Source organism: Novosphingobium indicum, from assembly GCF_014645195.1.
Lineage (GTDB): Bacteria > Pseudomonadota > Alphaproteobacteria > Sphingomonadales > Sphingomonadaceae > Novosphingobium > Novosphingobium indicum.
Window position 1 is genome coordinate 50,890 of sequence record NZ_BMLK01000018.1, and the last position, 20,131, is coordinate 71,020.

Sequence of the window (20,131 nt, forward strand, 5' to 3'; positions counted from 1 at the left end):
CCATCAGAACGGCGAGATCAGGTTGAAGAAGCGACCGAGCCAGCCTTGCTTGCTCGAGCGCATCAGGGCTCCCTTGCCGCTGTATTCGATGCGGGCATCGGCAACGCGAGGCGAGGGAATGGTGTTTTCCTGATCAATGTCGGCCAGGCGAATGATGCCGGAGAACCGGACCCATTCATCGCCCTGGCTGAGCTTCATCTGCTTTTCCCCTCTGACGAGCGCGGTGCCGTTGGGACGAACCTCGGCAATGGTGACGGAAAGCGTCGAGGCGAGCGTGCTCGTCTGGGCGGCATTCCCCCCTCCATTGAACGACGAATTCGAGCTGGCTTTAAGCGCATCGGGGTTCAGGAAGGACAGCGGGCCGGCGGTCGGCGGTAAGATCGAAGCGCCGCCGCTCTTGGAATTCTTGGAGTTGACCGATTTGGCAGCAGTGGTGTTTTCGATCAGCAGGATCGTTACCGGATCGCCGACGCGTGCCGCGCGGGTGCCGGTGTAGAGCGGTGCGTAGCCGGCTGAAACATTGAAGATCCCGCCGGTTGCGGCCTGCGGCTGGAGAGGCTGGGTGACCGGAAGCGTAGGCTCGAACCCCGAAGGCTGGTCCTTCTTGCGCGCGAACGCGGGGGTGGCCGATGCGCCCAGTACGCTCATGGCGAGCAGTCCGGCGACGAAGGGGGTGAACGTGCGGGTCATGACCATTACAGCGTCTGGTTCGCGTTCTTGAGCATTTCGTCGACGGCGGAGATCATCTTCGAGTTGATCTCGTAGGCACGCTGGGTTTCGATCATGTCGACCAGCTCTTCGACGATGTTCACGTTCGAGGATTCGAGCATGCCCTGCTTGATGTGGCCGCGGCCCTGATCGCCGGCGATGCCGAGCTGGGCAGGGCCACTCGCCCCGGTTTCCAGCATGAAGTTGTCCGAAGCCGCCTGGAGGGCTGCCGGATTGGTGAAGGTGGCGACGGTGAGCTGACCCAGCTGCGCGGGATCGCTCTGCCCGGAGAGTTGCGCCGAAACGGTGCCGTCCTCGGAAATGGTGATCGATGTGGCGCCTTCGGGAATGGCGATCGGCGGCTGCACGATATAGCCCTGCGAGGTGACCAGCTGACCGTCGGAAGAGCGCGTGAAGTTGCCGGCGCGGGTATAGCCGAGCTGGCCGCCGGGCAGCGACACCTGGAAATACCCGTCGCCGTCGAGTGCGACGTCGAGCGAGTTGCCGGTGGACTGCAGCGAGCCCTGCGTTTCCATGCGCGTGGTCGACTGGACGCCGACGCCGGTGCCGAGGTTGAGCCCGGTGGCGTAGGTGGTCTCGTTGGAGGACTGGGCACCGGCAACGCGGGCGTCCTGATAGGCGAGCGTCGCGAAGTTGGCCCGGTCGCGCTTGAAGGCTGTGGTCGAAACGTTGGCGAGGTTATTCGCGATCACGCGCATGCGCGTGTCCTGGGCCTCGAGCCCCGTCCGGGCGACCTGGAGTGCTGAACTTGGCATGGTCTAGAATCTTCCTCAGCTGTTGAGGCGCATGAGGCGGGCGCCGGCTTCATCGAGCTGGCTGGCCGTCTGCACGAGCTTGGTGCGCATATCGAAAAGGCGCTGGGCCGAGATCATCTCGACCAGCACTTCGGAGGCGTTTACGTTGGAGTGTTCGAGCGAGCCGGGGATGACCCTGGCGTTCTCGTCGACGGGCAGGATGCCGCCGCCCTGTACGCGGAACTGACCGGCAAGATCCTTGGCGATCTGCGTGCCGGTGGTGCTGACCAACTTGAGCCGGTCGATGGCTTGCGGCGGCAGGTCACGCGCATTGGGATCGGTCAGCAGGACGTTGCCATCGGGCGAGATCGTCACTTTCGATCCGGGCGGAACGGTGATCGGTCCGTTGTTACCGATGACCGGCAGGCCTTCGCCATTCTGCAGCACGCCGGTCACGGTGACCGAGAGGTCGCCGCGCCGGGTGTAGCTTTCCTGGCCGTCGGGTGACTGAACCGCCAGCATGGCATCGCCTTGCAGGGCGACGTCGAGCGGGTTGCCGGTCTGGGCCACTTCGCCGTCCTTCATGGAAGCGCCGGAGACTTCGGTGCTGGTCATCGAACGCACGTTCAGCTGCGGGCCTTCCAGCGTCATCGGCGTCGCCTGCAGAATCTCGGCCTTGAAGCCGATGGTCTGGGCATTGGCCATGTTGCTGGCGATGACGCGTTCGCGGTTGAGCGAGGCGTTCATGCCCGAAACGGCGGTGTAGATCAGACGGTCCATCGGTCAGCCCCCAGCTTTATTCCGATCAGCTGCGCAGGTTCATGATCGCCTGCGAAATCTGGGTCGCAGTGTCGATCGCCTTGGAGTTGGCCTGGAAGTTGCGCTGCGCGGTGATCAGCGAGACGAGTTCCTCGGCGATGTCCACGTTCGAACGCTCCAGCGCACCCGAAAGCAAGCTGCCGTAGCTGTTCGAGCCGGGCTGGCCATAGGTGGCGGTGCCCGAAAGGCCGGTTGCGGCCCAGGTCGCGTTGCCGAGCTGCTTGAGGCCGGTCGGGGCGATGAAGTTGGCAAGCGAAACGATGCCGAGCGTGTCGTTGGTGCCGTCTGCGTACGTGGCGACGACTTCGCCGGCCTCGCTGACTGTCACGCCGGCGAACTCGGCACCGGCGGCGTTGGTTGCCGGGATCTGCACCGACTGCAGCGTGGTGCTGGCGATCGCGCCGGTGGCGTCGACCGGGTAGGCCTGCAGCTGCGCGCCCTGCGCGTTCTTGATGAACCCGCTACCGTCGACCGAGAACGCACCGTTGCGGGTGTACTGGGTGTCGCCCGAAAGCGGCGAGACCACGGTGAAGAAGCCTTCGCCGTTGATGGCGATGTCGAGGGCATTGCCGGTCTGCTCGAGCGCGCCGATCGAGAAGTCCTGCGTGATCGCGGCCACGCTGGAGCCGACGCCGGTCGTGGTGGCCGGGTTCGACATGATCGAGCTGGCGACGATATCCGCGAAGGCAGTGTTGCTCTTCTTGAAGCCACCGGTCTCGGCATTGGCGATGTTGTTCGAAATGACGTTGAGGTCGGTCTGGGCGTTCTTCAGGCCGCTGAGCGAGGTGTAGAAAGACATCTTGCGTTACTCCTGCGAATGGGGATCAGGCTGCGGCCTGGGTGTCGGTGGAAGAAGTGCCGGACGCTTCGTTCGCGGCCATCCGCTCGGTAAGGGCGGTGACGGCTTCCTGCGTGGCGGTCTGCGTCGATACGACGTCGTCGAGCTTCGATGCGATGCTCTTGAGCGTGTCGGACATCTCGGTGGTGCCGGCCAGCGACGAGAACTGGGCCATCTGGGCCAGCATCTCGGTCTGGTCGGTCGGGTTGAGCGGGTCCTGCTGCTTCATCTGAGTCATCATCAGCTTGAGGAAGTCGCCCTGATTGAGGTCCCCCAGGGAAGTCTTCGATTGCGACGAGGCTGAGGTCGTCGAGCCGGTAGAAGTTACGGAATTGACGGTCATTTCATCCTCATCGTGTCGAGCATGAGCTGCTTGGCGGTAGAAAGCGCTTCGACCATGTTCTGGTACTGGCGCGAGGCTTCGAGCATCTCGACCATCTCCGCGTTCTCATCGACGGGAGCGACCCAGACGTCGCCATTGGCATCGGCGAGCGGGTGGTCGGGATTGTGCTGGCGCACGGCGGAGGCGTTTTCACGCACGACGCCCTGCACATCGACCGAAGCCAGGCCGCTCGCGCGGTCGAGGTCTTCGGAGAATACGGCGCGGATCGGCTTGTAGGCCTCTTCCTCGCTGCCCGACACAGTGCCGGCATTGGCGAGGTTCGATGCGGCGGCGTTCATGCGCACGAGCTGTGCGGACATGCCGCGCTGCGCGAGGCTGAACAGGGTCATGGGTTGACCAGCCATAATCAGTCTCCCTTCAGGGCCCGGGTTACGGTGTCCACACGCCCGCGAATGAACTCGAGCGTTGCGGCGTAGCCCACGGCGTTTTCGGAGAAGGCGAGCTGCTCGTTCTGCAGCTCCACAGTGTTGCCATCGAGCGAGGGCATCACCGGCACGCGGTAGAGCGTCGCCTTGTTGATGGCGGAAGACACGTCGGTGCCGCCTTCAGCCGCCTGCAGAGCAGCGCTGAAATCGATGTCCTTCGCCTTGTATCCGGGCGTACCGGCATTGGCGATGTTGGAGGCGAGCACCCCCATGCGCTGCGAACGCAGCTGCAGTGCCGTGCCATTGATACCAAACAGATCGGGCATGTCTTTCGCGTCCCAATAATTGCCTGCCCGTTTATTAAGCAAAGGCCGTGCCAGTTTTCGGATCGACGCGTTTCTGCGGGCGCCGGAGGGTAGAGGGAGGGGGTGGACTGCAGAGGCGGCAAGAGTTTGCCGGGCGGCGGCAATTGTTCGCCTGAAAAGCCTTCAAATGCAGCGTGGCCTGCCGTTCTGGGGTGTGAAGGAGACACTGCGCAGATGCAGCCGGAAAATCTGTTCGACGCCACCAGCGCCCTGATCGTGGTTGGCGGGACGTGCCTTGCGACCGTCCTGCGATGTGGTCTGACCGACACGCGCGCCGCCCTCGCGGCGCTGTCGCGACTGGGCCGGAAGGAATTCGACGCCGCGCGCGTCCGGTCCGAGCTCGCGGTGCAGGTGCGCGGCATGCAGCGCGACGGTGTGCTGCGGGCCCAACCGCCGACGCTGGGGGACGCCGAGTTCGACGAGGCGACCGATGCGTTGATCGGCACGCGCTCGGTCTCGGCGCTGCACAAGGCGCACACCGCGCACAAACGTCGGCGCAATCACCTTTCCATGCGCGCGGTCCGCACGCTCAACCAGGCGGCGGATCTCGCCCCCGTGTTCGGGCTCGCCGGTACGCTCATCTCGCTCAGCCAGTTGCCCTCGGGTGCCGGTTCGGGCGGAAGTTTCACCGCTGCGATCTCGATGGCCGTGCTCACCACGCTTTATGGCCTCCTGCTGGGCAATCTCTTCTTCGCGCCGCTCGCGCGCGGGGTCGCGCGGCGCGCGGCCGACGAGGAGCGGGACCGCCAGAGCGTGCTCGACTGGCTTGAAAAGCAGGTTGTCGAGGCTCTGCCCGAGAGCCCGGGCGCCACGGTGGTAAGGCACCGCGCGGTGGCCGGCGGACGCGGCAGATGAGCGTTCGCGTCGGACAGAGTTGGCAGACTTCGCTGGCCGACCTGTCCCTGATCCTGTTCATGGCCACGGCTGCAGCCGTCAGCCGTCAGCCCGAAACGGTGCCGGGAGACAGGGCGTCAGCATCGCCTTCGGCCCGGACCGAGCCGCTTTCAGTCTATGTGGCCGCGCCTGATGCGCCGCCGCTCTCGCTGTGGCTGAACCAGCAGGCGGAAGATCCTCGCCAGCAACTTACCATCACCGCGCGCTACGGACGCGACGCAGATGCGCGCGCGCAGGCAAAGGCGCTTTCGGACGCCACCCGGCTGCTCGCCCAGGCCGGAGCCGAAGGCCGCGAGGCCCGTATCGTCGTCGAGCCGGGCGAAGGTCCCGCCCGTGCGGTGCTGGCTTATGACTCCCCTACCAGCGAGGATGCCTCCGCGAACGGCAGCACCGAATAAGGCTGTATGACAGGCAAGATGGCATGAGGCTTGCATTGGAAATGGCAAATTCCAATCGACGGGAACCATATCATGACGCCCAGTCTAGTCCTCTTCGCTGCCGCTGCAGTTTCCGGTGCCTATGCCGACCTCGAGGCGATCGATCGCCAGGTTGCGGCTTTCACCGGAGCGCCGATCGGCGCGGTCGGCGGAGCGCTCACACCGGTGGACCGGCGTTTGCGTCTGCAGCCGTGCCACACCGGCGTCGCCCTTTCCTGGCGTACGGCCCAGCAGCTAAGCGTGGTGGTCCAGTGCGGAGACGCCAATGGATGGCGCCTTTTCGTGCCGGTGAGGCGCGCTGCGCCGGTTGCGGAGGCCGCGCCGGCCCCCGACGTGGTGAAGCGTGGTGATTCCGTGGCAATCGCGATTACCGGGGACGGTTTTACGGTTTCTCAACCGGGAGAGGCCATGGAGGCAGGAGCGGTCGGCGACTGGATTCGCGTACGACCCGCGGCAGCCGGAAACAGCCGCTCGGACCCCATGCGGGCCCGTATCGAGCGTCCCGGTCTGGTTACGCTGCCAATGCCCTGAGGCGGCAAGTTTTGTCTTGCTAGACCGGCAATTGGCAGATTTTTGCCGCCCCTATTAAAAAATCTCCCGCCGCACCGTTCTTGAGTACAGGAACTTTAAGGAGCGGCATCATGCCACCTATCGAAGTGGGACCTGCACGCGCCATCAGCGCGATCGAAGCAAGGTTGGCCCGCGCGGCGGGCGGTGAAGCGTTGCCCGGTGCAAACGGGGCAGCCGCCAACCGTATCAGCGAGAAGACCGGCAAAGGCCTGGCCAGCACTACTGTGGAAACTTCCGCGGCGCTCGACCCGGGCTCGGCCCCGATCGACGGCGAACGCGTGAAGATGATCCGCAAGGCTGTCGAGGAAGGCAAATACCCTGTGACGCCCGCCAAGATTGCAGACGCCATCATCGCAGCCGGTGTGCTGCTGAGGAGCCCGAAACCATGAGCACCCTCGACCTTCGCGATACCTTGCGGCAGATGCTTGCCGTCCTGGAGGAAGAGCGGCAGGCGCTTGCCGGATTGGACCTCGATGCGATCGTCGGCGCGACCAACGACAAGAACCGTCTGTGCGGAACGCTCGATTCTTCCGAAGTTGCTGAACTCGACGAAGAGTGCCGCGGGATGCTCGAGACGGCGCGCCGGCTGAACGAGGTAAACCGGCAGGTTCGCAACATTATCGCGGCCAATGTGTCTCGTCGCCTCGACGCTCTCACCGGTGGTCCGCAGCTCTACAAGGCAGGCGGGACCTATTCTCTCGCCGCCAGCCGCGCCTGACCGAAAGGCGTTTGGCACGCTCTTTGCTTAAACAGCTTCCGGTAACTTTTGTGCCGGGAGCTGGAATTGAGCGAAGCACGAGTCAGTATGGGGATAGGCGGCGGCGCTGCGCCCGGGGGGACGCAGTCGCGCGCCGCCATCGCCCGTGCATCTCAAGCCACCGGAGTCGACTTCAACTACCTGCTCGCGCAGGCAAAGCTGGAATCGAGCCTGGATCCCAATGCCCGCGCTACGACTTCTAGCGCGGCGGGACTTTATCAGTTCACCAAGAGCACCTGGGCCGAGACCTTGGAGCGTCATGGCGCGAACCATGGCATGAGCTGGGTCAACGATGCGATCCGCGGGGGACGCATCTCCGACGCCGGTACGCGCGCCCAGGTGATGGGCCTGCGCTACAACGCCGATCTCTCGGCAATGATGGCCGCCGAACTCGCCAACGACAACCGCGCGGAACTGACCGCGCAGCTGGGCCGAGAGCCCGACGCCGCCGAGCTCTACATGGCGCATTTCCTCGGCAGTGCCGGCGCCAGCAAGTTTCTTTCCGCACTGGCGGCCGATCCGTCGCAGAGCGCGGCGTCGATCCTGCCCAAGGCAGCCGCCGCCAATCGTTCCATATTCTATTCGGGCGGCAGCCCGCGCAGCGTCGGCTCCGTCATGGACCTGATGCGCGGCAAGGTCGCCAATGCCATGGAAGGGGGGGACCCGTCGCTCTGGACCAGCGCCGCGTCCGCGCAGGGCGTCTCGGCGCTCCAATCCGCACAGCAGAACGGCGCACAGTCCAGCGGCTGGCAACCGCCGATGGGCCCGATCGCGCGCGAGTTCCATGCCGGTCTCGGCTCCGCGCCGCAGGCCCCGCAGGTCGCGACGCGTTCGATGGCGGAGACGCTGCGCGGCACCTTCGGTGCTTCTTCTTCCGCCGCGCCCGCACAGGTGCGTGACGCCTACGCCAAGCTCGCGAGATTCAACCTGTGAACCTGTTCAAACGCTTCGGCGACCCCAGCGCGATGGCGCTCCCCGCCGGCATTCTGATCCTGATCGTCCTGATGATCGTGCCGGTTCCGGCATTCATCCTCGACGTCTCGTTTGTCATGAACATCGCGCTGTCCGTGGCGGTGTTGATGGCGGCGATGAATTCGGAAAAGCCGCTGGACTTCTCCTCGTTCCCGTCGGTGCTGCTCTTTGCAACGCTGCTGCGCCTCGCGCTCAACGTCGCCTCGACGCGCGTCGTGCTGGTGCACGGCCACGAAGGCGAGGCCGCGGCCGGCAAGGTCATCGAATCCTTCGGCGAGTTCCTGATCGGCGGCAACTTCGCCGTCGGCATCTTCGTCTTCCTGATCCTGGTGATCATCAACCTGGTGGTCGTCACCAAGGGTGCGGGCCGCGTGTCCGAAGTGTCCGCGCGCTTCACCCTTGACGCCTTGCCCGGCAAGCAGATGGCGATCGACGCCGACCTTGCCGCCGGTCTGATGACGGCCGACGAAGCCAAGGCCCGCCGCCGCGAGGTCTCTACCGAAGCCGACTTCTACGGCTCGATGGACGGTTCGTCCAAGTTCGTGAAGGGCGACGCGATTGCCGCCCTGCTGATCCTGGGCGTGAATATCATTGCCGGCTTCTGCCTCGGCATGATCAGCCACCAGATGTCGGCCGGCGACGCCGCGCAGACCTACATCACGCTCGCCATCGGCGACGCGCTGGTTGCGCAGGTTCCCTCGCTGCTGCTCTCGATCGCTGCCGCCGTTATCGTCACCCGCGTTTCCGACAGCCGCGACCTTGCCGGTCAGATCGGCGGCCAGTTTGCCGCCCCCGGCACCTGGTTGCCGGTTGCCGTTGTTCTGGCTGCCATCGGCATGATCCCGGCGATGCCGCAGACCATCTTCCTGCCCGCTGCCGGTCTGGCTTTCTGGTTATGGAACGTGCTGCGCAAACGCGCTGCGCTGGCCGCCGTGCCGGTGGTCGAGCCCGAGCCCGAAGTCGATCCTTCGAGGATCACGCTGGAGGACGTCTCCGACCACACGCTCGTCACCATCGAACTGGGCTACGGCCTCGTGCAGCTGGTCGACGAAAGGCGTGGGTCGCCGCTGGTCACTCGCGTTACCGGTGTGCGCAAGCAGCTCAGCCAGAGCTTCGGCTTCATCGTGCCGCAGTTCCGGGTGCGCGATGCGCTGGACATGCCGCCCTACGACTATCGTATCGTGCTGGGCGGCGTGAACCTGGGCGGCGCGATGATCCGCCCCGACAAGGTTCTGGCCATCGATACCGGCGAAGTGCGGCAGGGCCACAGCTTGCGCGGAGAGGCCACGCAGGACCCGAGCTTCGGCTGCCCGGCGATCTGGATCGATACGGCCGCGCGCGATCAGGCGACGGCGGAAGGGTTCCTCACCGTCGATCCCGGCACCGTTATTGCCACGCACCTCAATCAGCTACTGGTCGAACGGCCGCAGGACATGCTCGGCCCCGACCAGGTCAAGGATCTGCTGGAATCGCTCAAGGATACGGCGTCCGGCCTTATCGAGACCGTGCACCCGCAGCCGCTTTCGCTCGCCGCGGTCACCCGCCTGCTGCGCGCGCTGCTCGAAGATCACATTCCGATCTCGCACCCGCTGCCGATCCTCGCGAGCCTTTCGCGGGCGGTACAACAGACGGTCGATCACGATCGCCTCGTCGAACTGGTCCGTGCCGACCTTGGCGCACTCATTGTCGGCCGCGTCTGTCCGCCGCACGAGCGCCTGCCGGTCGTCACGCTCGATGCCGGCCTCGAAGGCTCGATCGTTCAGGGCATGCAGGACCCGGTTACCGGCCAGCCGGTGATCGAACCCGATCTCGCCCGCATGATCGGCGAAACCATCACCGCGCTGGCCGAAGCGCGCGGGCCGGGAGCCATCCCGCTCACGCTGGTCGTCCAGCCGCGGGCGCGCCGGGCGCTGGCTGCACTGCTGCGCATGCGCGCGCCTTCGTGCCTCGTCATCTCGATCGCGGAACTGCCCGCAACGCAGCCGATCGAGGTCGTCGATGTCGTCGGAGCGCCGCCGCCGGTCAACCAGAACCCGAGCCTTCCGAACCCCGATTCACACGCAAATTACACCCACGAAGCTGAGAGCATGGCCGCATGAAACAAGACCAGCAGGCTTTCACGTCGCAGTCCGTAGCGCCGGTGACGTATGGGCCACCAACAGGCAGGGCGGGTCGCGTCGCCGGCGCCTATCAAGGCGATGTCGCCGACCGCGTCCGCCGGTTCCTGCCGATGGTCAGGCGTCTCGCCTGGCACGTCAACGGCACGGGGCGGCCTGGCATAGAGCTCGAGGATCTGATCCAGGCCGGGCTCGTGGCGCTCACCGAATGCGCGCAGAAGCATTCGGGGCCGACCGAGGACGGATTTGCCGCCTATGCAAAGATGCGCGTGCGCGGGGCGATGGTCGATCTCATCCGCCGCAACGTGCCGATGTCGCGCGGGGCGACCGAACGACGCCGGCAGATCACCCAGAAGGAAAGCGAACTGCGCGCCCAGCTCGGCCGCGATCCGCATCCGGGCGAACTGGCCGAGGCCATGGGCATTGCCGAAGCTGATCTCGCCACCTTGCAGGACACAAGCCGTCCTTTGCGCTTTGATTCCATCGACGAGGTCTATTCAGACCAGAACACCGCCTTTGCCGACGATAACCCCGACAGTTTTTCCTTGCTCGCCGACGAGGAGCTGCGCGGATCGGTGATCGAGGCGATTACCGACCTGCCCGACCGGCTCAAGATGATTGTCCAGCTCTACTTCGTCGAGGAACTGAACCTCTCCGAGATCGCCGAAGTACTGCAGGTTTCGGTGCCGCGTGTGCACCAACTCAAGGCCCAGGCGCTGAGCAAACTGCGCGAGAGCCTTGAGGGCGTTGCCGAGATCTTGTGAGGGCAGGGACTGCTGTTCAGGAATTTAATCCGGAACCCGCCTTTCCGGACACGCCGACATTGCTGTCATCAGCGCCTTCAGCCAGAATGAAGCCATGAACGAGGCTGAAATTTTGAAGAAGCTGCATCGTCTTGAAGTGACTGATAGTCACTTAGAGCGAAACTCGCTCGCACTGGAGCTTTCTGATACGAAGGAACCAAGGCTTTTTCGGCATCTCGTAGAACTAATTCAGCGGCCGGAACTCGTGAATAATCGCGGGACGCTTGTATACTGCCTCGAAAACTACGATTGCTCGTCGATAGTCGATTTACTGGTGGAACTTGCTGAATCTGGCAACTTCGAAGTCTCTGCAGGAGCAGAGATTATCTTGAACGAACAGCGGCTACGTTAAGCCCTTTCTGATGACCGCTTCCCCCGACATACCGGTCATTAAGCGGCCTTCACGACCATCCCATAAAACGGACCATCATTCCCGATTGAACTCGCCCCCGCCATCGAAACAGCGCTCTTGCAGTTCATCGACGACGCAGGGCCGTTCGTCGATTAGGCTTCGGCTCACTTCCGGCAGTCTTTACCCGTATGCGATCCGCGGCGGGAGGTGCGCCTCTCGTCCACATCGGGACTGTCCGGGAGCCTCACCACAATGATCAAGCACGGCAGATTGAAGCGTGCCGCCCTATTGGCCGCGCCGCTTCTCGCCTTCGCCACTGCAGCCCATCCGGCCATGGCCGCCGATCCGGCGCCGGCCAGCGCGTCCGAAGCCTCGGTCCATGTGCCGATCGAGTATCACAAGCTGGAAAACGGCCTGAAGGTCGTGATCTCCCCCGACCATTCGGTGCCCACCACGACCATCGGCGTCTATTACGGCATCGGCTTCCGGCTTGAGCCGAAGAACCGCACCGGCTTTGCCCACCTGTTCGAGCACATGATGTTCCAGGGATCGGAAAACCTCGGCAAGGCGGAATTCATCGGTCTGGTCAACAGGAACGGCGGCGTGCTCAACGGCTCGACCCGGTTCGACTTCACCAACTACTTCGAAGTTGTGCCCAGCAACACGACCGAGACCTTCCTGTGGGCCGAGGCCGACCGGATGAAGGGCCTGGACATCACCCAGGACAACCTCACCAACCAGCAGGGCGTGGTAAAGAACGAGGTCAAGGTGAACGTTCTCAACCAGCCCTACGGCGGCTTTCCGTGGCTCGACCTGCCGCAGCTTGCCAACACCAACTGGTACAACGCGCATAACTTCTACGGCGACCTCAAGGAAATCGATGCGGCGACGCTGGAGGACGTGCAGACATTCTTCGACCAGTATTATGCGCCGAACAATGCCGTTCTGGTGGTCGCCGGCGACGTCGAACCCGCACAGGTCATGGGCTGGGCGAAGCAGTACTTCGGGGCCATCCCCGCGGCTTCCGACATTCCGCGCCCCGACATTTCCGAACCGCGCCAGACCGAGCAGAAGCGCATCGAGAAAGTCGATCCGCTTGCCCCGCAGCCGGCGCTGGCATGGGCCTATCACGTGCCGCCCAAGGGAACGCCCGAAGCGGCGGCCTTCCGCCTGATCGACCTCGTGCTGATCCAGGGCGGCGACAGCCGTCTGAACCGGGTGCTGGTCAACCAGAAGGGCTATTCGGACAGCGCGGACGGCGGCATCAACTGGCCGCTTGGCGATGCCTACGACTACGATGGCTCGATGCTGTGGTCCGGCATGCTGGTGCACAGTGACGATGTGAGCGACGACCAGATCCTTGCCGACATCGATGCGGTCGTGAAGGACCTGCAGACCAGCCTCGTGGGTCCCGACGAAATGGCGCGCGCGAAGACCAAGGCCCTGTCGCGCCTCTACGACACGATCGGCAACGGCAACCGTGTGGGCCTCGTCAATATGCTCGCGACCTTCGCGCTGTTCGATGACGATCCGGGCCGGATCAACCGGCTGGAGCAGGAGATCGAAGCGGTGACGCCCGAACTGATCCGCAAGACCGCGAAGGAATACCTGCGGCCGACCAACCGCTCGATCATTGATCTGAAGCCCGGCAAGGCCGCGGCGCAGAATGGCCAGTAAGGGAGGCGAGACGATGAAGATGATCCTGACTTTCGCTGCCGCGACCGCCGCCATTGCGATCGGCGTAGCCTCCGTGCCCGGTGCCGTCGCCGCCAGGGAAGCGCCGCCCCCACCCACCGAGCCGCGGCCTTTCACGCTGCCGCAGATGACTACCTACACGCTCGACAACGGCATGGAGGTCACGCTCATCCCTTATGGCAATGTGCCCAAGGTCACGCTGCTGGCGGCCGTGCGCACCGGCAATATCGATGACGGCGGCAATGTCTGGCTTGCCGATCTCACCGGCGCGCTGATGCAGAAAGGCGCCGGCGGCATGGACGCCTCGCAGATGGCCGAGGCGGCAGCGGGCATGGGCGGCGGAATTTCGCTGTCGACCGGCCTCAACGTGACGACGGCCGACATGGATGTGCTGAGCGCGGATGCGCCGCAGGCCATCGGGCTTGTCGCGCAACTGCTGCAGCAACCCGATCTGAAGGCGGAGGAACTGGAGAAAGTCCGCGCCGACCTGCTGCGCAATCTCGCCGTGGCCAAGTCCACGCCGGAATCCATCGCCAGCGAAGCCTTTCAGGGCACGATCTATCCCGATCATCCCTATGGCCGCGTTTATCCGACGAACGAGCAACTCGCCGGCTACACGCTCGATCAGGTGAAGGCGTTCCACGCGCAAAACTTCGGTGCGGCGCGCACGCATCTCTATGTTGTCGGCCAGTACGACGAAGCCGGTGTGCGCGAGGCGGTCGCCAAGGCGTTCGGCAGCTGGAGAACCGGCGCTGCGCCTACGGCGATGCCGGCATCCGTCAACGAGGAGCCGAAAGTCGTGCTCATCGACAGGCCGGGTGCGCCGCAGTCACAGGTGATGATCGGCCAGCGTGTCGACAAGCCGGGCGGCGACGTGGCGTTCAAGGCCATGAACACCCTGCTCGGCGGCTATTTCTCCTCGCGCATCACCCGCAACATCCGTGAGGACAAGGGCTTCACCTATTCCCCGCACGGTGTGTTCTCCGACCGTGTCGAGGGTGCGCATTGGCTGGAGGAAGCGGCCGTGACCGCAGAGGCGACCGGGCCTGCGATCACCGAGATCTACAAGGAAGTGCGCCGCATGCAGGACGAGCCGCCGTCGGCGGGTGAAGTGCAGGGCATCAAGAACTACATGAACGGTACGTTCGTGATCGGCCTCGCCTCGCGCGGGGGCATGGCGAATTCACTGGCGACCTACGACCTGCTGGGGCTCGGTGCCGACTACCTGAATTCCTACGTCGGCAAGGTCAGCGCCCTGACGGCAGCCGACTTCCAGAACGCGGCGAAGAAGGAGCTGCCCATCAACCGGATGAGCGTGGTCGTGGTGGGGCCGCTCGAAAGCGTGCGGCCGCAGCTGGAAAAGGTTACGGAGATTGCCGGCGAACTGCCGGAATAAGCCATGATGAGGTCGGGCCGTTATCGGCCCGGCCCGTCAACCCAGCTTGATCAGCAGCAGTGCTGCGAGACCTGCCCAGAAAATCAGCGAAGAGACGACCGAGATCGCCAGTCCGAGGGCGACGTCGGGCGCTTCCTCCTGCGGGGCATCCACAGGGGCGGGTACGGCCAGCCATTCGGGAAGCACCTCCAGCGCACTACGACGGTCTTCGCTCTGCGAGCGATCGAAATTCATGGACGGCAACATGCGGCAGTCTGCCTTTCTTATCCTTATGCCCGGCCGATCTGTTGCGACTCGCTTACCGGGACGACCCAGACTGTTGATTGCTATGCTATGCAAACCATTGCAACAGCAGATTGCACCGTTTTGGTCAGGATCCCGCTTTGCCTGCAAGCAGGCTCGTCGTCAGCACTTGCGGCAGCTGTTCGGCGGTGCCGTCCTTGGCGTACCACATGTAGAGCGGCACGCCCGCCGCACCCTGTGCCGTTAGGTAACGGGTGATGTCCGGATCGCGCCGCGTCCAGTCGCCGCGCAGCACCACGACGTCCGCCTTTTCGAACGCCGCCCTGGTCTCCGCGCGCTCGATGGCGACTTCCTCGTTGACCTTGCAGGTGAGGCACCAGTCCGCCGTCATGTAGACGAACACCGGCTTGCCGTCTGCGCGGGCCTCGGCCAGCGCCTTCTCGCTGAAGGGGCGGGTGTGGAGAATGGATTCGACGCGCGCGGATGACGGGGCCGGTGCGGGCAGAAGCACGGCACCCACGACCGCGATGGCGAGAGCTCCGAGCGCATGGAGCGCCGCGCTTTGTCCCCGCCGCTGACGGCGCCCTGCCCATCCGAGCAGGTCGAGCACGAGGAAGGCGATCACGAAGACGAGGGCGGCAAAGCCCGCGCCGCCCACTTTCCAGACAAGCCATGCCAGAGCCAGCGCGGTGAGGCCCATGGGAATGGCCATCCAGCGGCGGAACTTCACCATCCAAGGGCCGGGCTTGGGAAGCCGCGTGCGCAGCGCCGGGACGAAGGCCACGGCAAGGAAGGGGAGGGCAATGCCCAGACCCAACGTGGCAAACAGCGCGAGCGCCTGCACGACCGGCAGCAGCAGCGCCGCGCCCATCGCCGAGGCCATGAACGGCCCGGTGCAGGGCGTCGCGACGAAAGCCGCGAGAAGTCCGGTGGCAAACGCGCCCTGGGTATAGCTGCGCGGCGATCCGGAAGCGACGAAGCCCGGCACGGTGAATTCGAACAGGCCGAGCAGGTTGGCCGTGATGGCGCTCGCCAGCAGGAACAGCGCGACGACGACCAGCGGTTCCTGCAACTGGAAAGCCCAGCCGACCTGTTCTCCACCCGCGCGCAGCGCCAGCAGAATGCCGCCGAGGGCCAGGCAGGCAGCCACGACGCCGGCAGTATAGGCCAGCCCCTCGATCCGCGCATGGGCTTCGCTCTCGCTCGCGCGTGCGAGGCTCAAGGCCTTGAGGCTCAGGATCGGGAAGACACAGGGCATGACGTTGAGCAGCAGCCCGCCTGCCAGCGCCGCCAGAAGCAGCCAGGGCAGGGCGGGCAGTTCGCGGGGCTCGCTGCCCGCGACGGGTTCGCCTCCGGTGGGGACCGTTCCGGGCTTCGCGGTGAAGGCGACGCCGTTGCCGGCCTCGTCCAGCTTGAGCACGCCGCTCAGACCCACGGCGCTGCGCGCTGCGAACCTTGCGCGCGGCATGGTGACCAGCAGGGTGTCGCCCTTGCGGGTAAAGACCTGCGGTGCGGCATAGTCGACGATCTTGTCTTCGCGGATGAAGACATGGGGGCTGGCCAGTTCCACCGATGCGGGCAGCGGGATGGCCAGCCGCAGCGCCTTGTCCGAAAGCTTCATCGTGGCCGGTGCATCGAGCGGGGCCGGAAGCCGCTGGCGCCAGGCGTCGAACCGCGCGGCGAGGTCGGTGTCCTGCGAGGCACTCTGTGCCCCGCCTACCGTGATTTCGGTTGCGAGATCGGCGCTTTCGGGAACGCAGATCTGCTCGGTGCAGGCCAGCCACTGGGCGCTCACTCGTATGGGCAGACGGCTTCCGGGCTTGGCGTCGGCGGGCATGGTAAAGGGGACGAGAACCGCATAGCGCTTCTCATAGACGTGATTCATCAGCCCTTCGACAAGCAGCGTGTGCGGCACCGGGTAGTCCGGTTCGCCTGCTTTCGCGCCTGCGGGAAGCGTCCAGTCGAGCTGCATGCCCAGCCCGGCGTCGCCGGGGTTCTCCCAGTATCCGTGCCAGCCCTTTTCCGGCGTCATGCGGATCGCCAGCGTGGTTTCCTCGCCCGGCGCTGCGGGCGGACCGGCTATCAGATCGGCAGCGATATGGTTGGGCGCGGCCGCGGCGGGGGCGGCAAACAGCACCATCGCCAGCAACTGACACATGAGTGCCACGAAGTGGCGGTAGCGGCGCGAGGTCATGAGGCTTCCATGCGTTGGGTTGGCCTTGCGCTTGCGGCGCAATCCGGTCATCGACGCATCTGCCTCTGTTGCGCCGACATTTCAAGGAACCTCCCCCCGATGCGCCTTTCATTCAGCTCGCTGTCCCTGGCCACCGCTCTTCTCGTCAGCACACCGGCATTCGCCCAAGACGCCGTGGCACCTGCCGCAGACGCTGTAGCTCCGGCCGAGGCAACCAAGTCCGCAGAAGCGCCGCAACTGATCCTCGCCATTTCGGTCGATCAGTTCTCCGCCGATCTCTTCGCACAGTACCGCGAGCATTTCTCCAAGGGTTTCGCCCGGCTGCTCGACGGCGCGGTTTTCCCCTCGGGTTACCAGTCGCACGCCGCAACCGAGACCTGCCCCGGCCACTCTACTCTGCTGACCGGCGTCCATCCCGCGCGCACCGGGATCATCGCCAATAACTGGTACGTCCCGGGCATCGGTCGCAACGACAAGAAGGTCTACTGCGTCGAGGACGAGACCAACCCCAGGAGCACGTCCAAGAAGCCGGTTGTCTCTTCCGATCATCTCAAGGCACCGACGCTTGGCGACCTGATGAAGAAGGCTAATCCGACAACGATCAATGCCGCCGTTTCCGCCAAGGACCGCGCCGCGGTGATGATGAGCGGGCACGATACGGATGCCGTCTACTGGTTCGACGACAACGGCTTTACCACGTTCGAGGATCGCAAGATCACGCCGGCCGTCGAAGCCGAGAACGCCGCGCTCACGAAGCTGGTCGATGCCGGCGCCGAGGCGCTTCCGGTGCCCGGCTACTGCAGCGCTGCCGACCGCCCGATAAAGGTTGGCGACTTTATCGTCGGCACCTACCGCTTCCCGCTGACGGCTGGCGACTACAAGGCCTATGCCCAAGGGCCGCGTCTCGACGCTGCGACGGGCGACCTCGCCATCCGCATGGTCGACGAACTCGGCATGGGCAAGGATGCCGTGCCCGATGTGCTTTCGGTCAGCTTCTCGCAGACCGACCGCGTCGGCCATGCCTTCGGCAATGAGGGCGTGGAAATGTGCATCCAGCTCGCCCAGCTCGATGCGACGCTCGGAAAGCTGTTCGACGCGCTCGACGCGCGCGGGATCGACTATGCCGTGGTGCTCACGGCCGATCATGGTGGTTTCGATGCGCCCGACCGGCTCGACCAGCAAGGCTATCCGGCCGCGAAGTATATCAGTGAAACGCTCACCGGCGATGCACTGGCCGATGCCGTCTCAAAGGAATCCGGTGTCGTCGCGCCGCAGGGCAAGCTGCTCTACGGCGGTGGCAGCTCGGGCGACATCTACCTTGGCGCCGGCCTCACCGGCGATCAGCGCAAGGCCGTGACCGACGCTCTGGTGGCCATGCTCAAGGCCAATCCCGAGGTGGATGCGGTCTATACCGCTGACGAGCTGAAATCCGTGCCGCTGCCGCATGGCAATCCGCAGGACTGGACGATGCTCCAGCGCGTGCGCGCCTCCTTCGATCCCGAGCGCTCGGGCGACGTGCTGATGATGACCAAGCGCGGCGTTGTCGGCATTGCCCATCCGGGCCCCGGCTATGTCGCCACGCACGGCAGCCCGTGGGACTACGACCGCCGCGTGCCGATCGTCTTCTGGCGCAAGGGCATGGCGCACCAGGAACAGCCGGCACCGGTCGAGACGGTCGATATCGCACCGACTCTCGCTTCGCTGGTCGGCCTCAAGGAGCCGGCAGGCACGTGGGACGGAAGGTGTCTCGACATCGACGGCTCACAGGCCGATACCTGCGCTCGATGAGCGACTCGGATACGACTGCGAAGCCTGCGGTGGAGACCCGCGACCTGATCATCCTCGGCGGCGGCCTCGTCGGCATGACGCTGGCGCTGGCGGCCGCCAGGGCCGGGATCACCAGCCATGTGATCGACCGTGCCGACCCGGCCGATCTCGTGGCCGAGGGCGCCGATGGCCGCGCTTCGGCGATCTCGACCGCGAGCTGGAATCTCTTCGACAACATCGGGCTGGGCGAAAGGCTCGCCCCGCTCGGTTGCACGATCGATTCCATCGCCGTCACCGACGGGATGAAGCCCGGCCGGATCGACTTCACGCCCAAGCCCGAGGAAGGCTCGCTGGGCAAGATGTTCTTCAACCGCGACTTGCGCCTTGCGCTGTTCGATGCGGCGAAGGACGAACCGAAAATCGCCTGGCATGTGAAGACCGAAGCCGTGCGCCGCGACCGCGGCCCGCACGGTGTCGAGGTCGAACTCACCGACGGGCGGTTGCTGCGCGCCTCGCTGCTGGTAGCGGCGGAAGGCCGCCAGTCGCCGACGCGCGACGAGGCCGGCTTCTCGATGGCGAAGTGGGACTACAAGCACCGCGCGATGGTGACGGGGCTTTATCATTCGAAGCCGCACGACGGCACCGCGTGGGAAATCTTCTATCCCGCAGGCCCCTTCGCGCTGCTGCCGCTGCTCGACGATGAAGAGGGTCGCCACCGCAGCGCGCTCGTGTGGACCGTGGCGGAAAAGGATGCCGCCGGCGTCATCGCGATGAACGATGCAATGTTCGTGAACGAGGTCTCGCGGCGCATGCACGGCGTGCTCGGCAAGATCGAACTCGCGGCCCCGCGCATGAGCTATCCGCTGCGCTTCCATCATGCGGCCAGGGTCATCGACGAGCGCCTTGCGGTGATCGGCGATGCCGCGCATGGCATGCACCCGATTGCCGGACAGGGCCTCAATCTCGGCCTGCGCGATGTGGGCGCTCTCGTCGAAGTGCTGACCGAAGGCATGCGCCTCGGCCTGGAACCGGGCGATGCGCAACTGCTGGCGCGCTACGAAAAGTGGCGCAGCCTCGACAGCTTCATGGTCATGTCGGTGACCGACGGCCTTACCCGCCTGTTCGGCGTCCCCGGCAAGCTGCCGAGCGCCGTGCGCCGCCTCGGCATGGGCGCCGTCCAGCGCATGCCCACCCTCAAGCGCTTCTTCATGGACGAAGCGCGCGGGATGTCGGGGAAGCTGCCGGAGTTGTTGCAGGGGTAGGGTGCCAGTGAAATTCCGTTGTGGCCCTCGTGGGGGCTAGACGGGATTTTCAGCCAGAAGCTGCCTTTCCGGACACGCCGACGTTGCTGCCACGCATATGTCGTCATAAGTTGCAGGCATGCGATGTTTCCGTTTGCTTGTGCATGGCGTTCTGAATTGGTCTCCGCAGGCCGTAGAAAAATGGTCGATCCCGGAAACCCGGCCGAGCGGCTTCTATTGCACAAGACATATATTCGCTCGCTCGGCGGAAGAAGCGGCAGAAAAGGTGATCGCTGACGTACGTTCCTATTATGAGGACACGACCGATTGGTTCATCAACGAACTTCTCGAAATGTCGCTTGAGGTCCAAGATCTTAATCGTGCCCCATTTTATAAAGGTCTCTGTAAACAAGATCTCGGAGCGACATTTTACAACTAGC

Annotated in this window: 22 protein-coding genes; 13 read left to right on the top strand and 9 right to left on the bottom strand. The window is 64.7% G+C overall.

Going from position 1 to position 20,131, the window contains the following annotated elements; genetic code table 11:
• Positions 1 to 3 precede the first annotated feature (3 nt).
• Genes IEX64_RS17430 through flgB form a run of 7 tightly spaced genes read right to left on the bottom strand, consistent with a single transcriptional unit; the run spans position 4 to position 4,214 of the window.
• Complete coding sequence (locus IEX64_RS17430) at positions 4 to 690, bottom strand: flagellar basal body L-ring protein FlgH (RefSeq protein ID WP_188821589.1); 687 nt, start codon at positions 688 to 690, stop codon at positions 4 to 6.
• Positions 691 to 695: 5 nt separating this feature from the next.
• On the bottom strand, positions 696 to 1,484 hold the full coding sequence (flgG, locus tag IEX64_RS17435) for a flagellar basal-body rod protein FlgG (RefSeq protein WP_188821591.1): 789 nt from the start codon (positions 1,482 to 1,484) through the stop codon (positions 696 to 698).
• Between the two features lie 15 nt (positions 1,485 to 1,499).
• A complete protein-coding gene (locus IEX64_RS17440; protein WP_188821593.1) occupies positions 1,500 to 2,243 on the bottom strand; it encodes a flagellar basal body rod protein FlgF in 744 nt (247 codons plus the stop codon).
• 25 nt (positions 2,244 to 2,268) lie between these two features.
• On the bottom strand, positions 2,269 to 3,081 hold the full coding sequence (locus IEX64_RS17445; RefSeq protein WP_188821595.1) for a flagellar hook-basal body complex protein: 813 nt from the start codon (positions 3,079 to 3,081) through the stop codon (positions 2,269 to 2,271).
• A 25-nt stretch (positions 3,082 to 3,106) separates the two neighbouring features.
• Positions 3,107 to 3,463, bottom strand: a complete 357-nt coding sequence (locus IEX64_RS17450; protein ID WP_188821597.1) for a flagellar hook assembly protein FlgD — start codon at positions 3,461 to 3,463, stop codon at positions 3,107 to 3,109.
• The gene (flgC, locus tag IEX64_RS17455) at positions 3,460 to 3,867 is read right to left on the bottom strand and encodes a flagellar basal body rod protein FlgC (RefSeq protein WP_188821599.1); all 408 of its coding nucleotides are present in this window, start codon (positions 3,865 to 3,867) and stop codon (positions 3,460 to 3,462) included. The genes IEX64_RS17450 and flgC overlap by 4 nt, the downstream gene beginning before the upstream one ends.
• Positions 3,868 to 3,869: 2 nt before the next feature.
• Positions 3,870 to 4,214 carry a flagellar basal body rod protein FlgB gene (flgB, locus tag IEX64_RS17460; protein WP_188821601.1) on the bottom strand — a complete coding sequence of 115 codons (345 nt, stop codon included), beginning with the start codon at positions 4,212 to 4,214 and terminating at the stop codon, positions 3,870 to 3,872.
• Between the two features lie 213 nt (positions 4,215 to 4,427).
• Here flgB and IEX64_RS17465 point away from each other — a divergent pair, with 213 nt between their 5' ends.
• The 11 genes from IEX64_RS17465 to IEX64_RS17515 all read left to right on the top strand — a co-directional run bounded on the left by IEX64_RS17465 (position 4,428) and on the right by IEX64_RS17515 (position 14,246).
• Positions 4,428 to 5,108, top strand: coding sequence for a MotA/TolQ/ExbB proton channel family protein (locus tag IEX64_RS17465; protein ID WP_188821603.1), 681 nt, complete (start codon positions 4,428 to 4,430; stop codon positions 5,106 to 5,108).
• Positions 5,105 to 5,545, top strand: coding sequence for a hypothetical protein (locus tag IEX64_RS17470; RefSeq protein WP_188821605.1), 441 nt, complete (start codon positions 5,105 to 5,107; stop codon positions 5,543 to 5,545). Before IEX64_RS17465 ends, IEX64_RS17470 begins: the two co-directional genes overlap by 4 nt.
• Before the next feature lie 72 nt (positions 5,546 to 5,617).
• Complete coding sequence (locus tag IEX64_RS17475; RefSeq protein ID WP_188821606.1) at positions 5,618 to 6,115, top strand: flagella basal body P-ring formation protein FlgA; 498 nt, start codon at positions 5,618 to 5,620, stop codon at positions 6,113 to 6,115.
• Positions 6,116 to 6,225: 110 nt separating this feature from the next.
• The gene (locus IEX64_RS17480) at positions 6,226 to 6,543 is read left to right on the top strand and encodes a flagellar biosynthesis anti-sigma factor FlgM (RefSeq protein ID WP_188821608.1); all 318 of its coding nucleotides are present in this window, start codon (positions 6,226 to 6,228) and stop codon (positions 6,541 to 6,543) included.
• The gene (locus IEX64_RS17485; RefSeq protein ID WP_229710525.1) at positions 6,540 to 6,872 is read left to right on the top strand and encodes a flagellar protein FlgN; all 333 of its coding nucleotides are present in this window, start codon (positions 6,540 to 6,542) and stop codon (positions 6,870 to 6,872) included. The genes IEX64_RS17480 and IEX64_RS17485 overlap by 4 nt, the downstream gene beginning before the upstream one ends.
• An 87-nt stretch (positions 6,873 to 6,959) precedes the next feature.
• Positions 6,960 to 7,844: a transglycosylase SLT domain-containing protein gene (locus tag IEX64_RS17490; RefSeq protein WP_188821675.1), complete on the top strand. Its 885-nt coding sequence runs from the start codon at positions 6,960 to 6,962 to the stop codon at positions 7,842 to 7,844.
• Positions 7,845 to 7,876: 32 nt separating this feature from the next.
• Positions 7,877 to 9,982: a flagellar biosynthesis protein FlhA gene (locus IEX64_RS17495; protein WP_373290163.1), complete on the top strand. Its 2,106-nt coding sequence runs from the start codon at positions 7,877 to 7,879 to the stop codon at positions 9,980 to 9,982.
• Positions 9,979 to 10,764 carry a sigma-70 family RNA polymerase sigma factor gene (locus IEX64_RS17500; RefSeq protein ID WP_188821612.1) on the top strand — a complete coding sequence of 262 codons (786 nt, stop codon included), beginning with the start codon at positions 9,979 to 9,981 and terminating at the stop codon, positions 10,762 to 10,764. The genes IEX64_RS17495 and IEX64_RS17500 overlap by 4 nt, the downstream gene beginning before the upstream one ends.
• Before the next feature lie 94 nt (positions 10,765 to 10,858).
• Positions 10,859 to 11,155: a hypothetical protein gene (locus tag IEX64_RS17505; RefSeq protein ID WP_188821615.1), complete on the top strand. Its 297-nt coding sequence runs from the start codon at positions 10,859 to 10,861 to the stop codon at positions 11,153 to 11,155.
• Between the two features lie 252 nt (positions 11,156 to 11,407).
• Complete coding sequence (locus tag IEX64_RS17510; protein WP_188821617.1) at positions 11,408 to 12,832, top strand: M16 family metallopeptidase; 1,425 nt, start codon at positions 11,408 to 11,410, stop codon at positions 12,830 to 12,832.
• Positions 12,822 to 14,246 carry a M16 family metallopeptidase gene (locus IEX64_RS17515; RefSeq protein WP_229710528.1) on the top strand — a complete coding sequence of 475 codons (1,425 nt, stop codon included), beginning with the start codon at positions 12,822 to 12,824 and terminating at the stop codon, positions 14,244 to 14,246. Before IEX64_RS17510 ends, IEX64_RS17515 begins: the two co-directional genes overlap by 11 nt.
• A 36-nt stretch (positions 14,247 to 14,282) precedes the next feature.
• Here IEX64_RS17515 and IEX64_RS17520 read toward each other — a convergent pair whose 3' ends face one another.
• Positions 14,283 to 14,492: a hypothetical protein gene (locus tag IEX64_RS17520; protein ID WP_188821619.1), complete on the bottom strand. Its 210-nt coding sequence runs from the start codon at positions 14,490 to 14,492 to the stop codon at positions 14,283 to 14,285.
• Positions 14,493 to 14,616: 124 nt separating this feature from the next.
• On the bottom strand, positions 14,617 to 16,683 hold the full coding sequence (locus IEX64_RS17525; protein WP_188821680.1) for a protein-disulfide reductase DsbD family protein: 2,067 nt from the start codon (positions 16,681 to 16,683) through the stop codon (positions 14,617 to 14,619).
• Between the two features lie 99 nt (positions 16,684 to 16,782).
• Here IEX64_RS17525 and IEX64_RS17530 point away from each other — a divergent pair, with 99 nt between their 5' ends.
• A complete protein-coding gene (locus tag IEX64_RS17530) occupies positions 16,783 to 18,471 on the top strand; it encodes an alkaline phosphatase family protein (protein WP_188821621.1) in 1,689 nt (562 codons plus the stop codon).
• Positions 18,468 to 19,712 carry a UbiH/UbiF/VisC/COQ6 family ubiquinone biosynthesis hydroxylase gene (locus IEX64_RS17535; RefSeq protein ID WP_188821623.1) on the top strand — a complete coding sequence of 415 codons (1,245 nt, stop codon included), beginning with the start codon at positions 18,468 to 18,470 and terminating at the stop codon, positions 19,710 to 19,712. Before IEX64_RS17530 ends, IEX64_RS17535 begins: the two co-directional genes overlap by 4 nt.
• Positions 19,713 to 20,131: the final 419 nt, after the last annotated feature.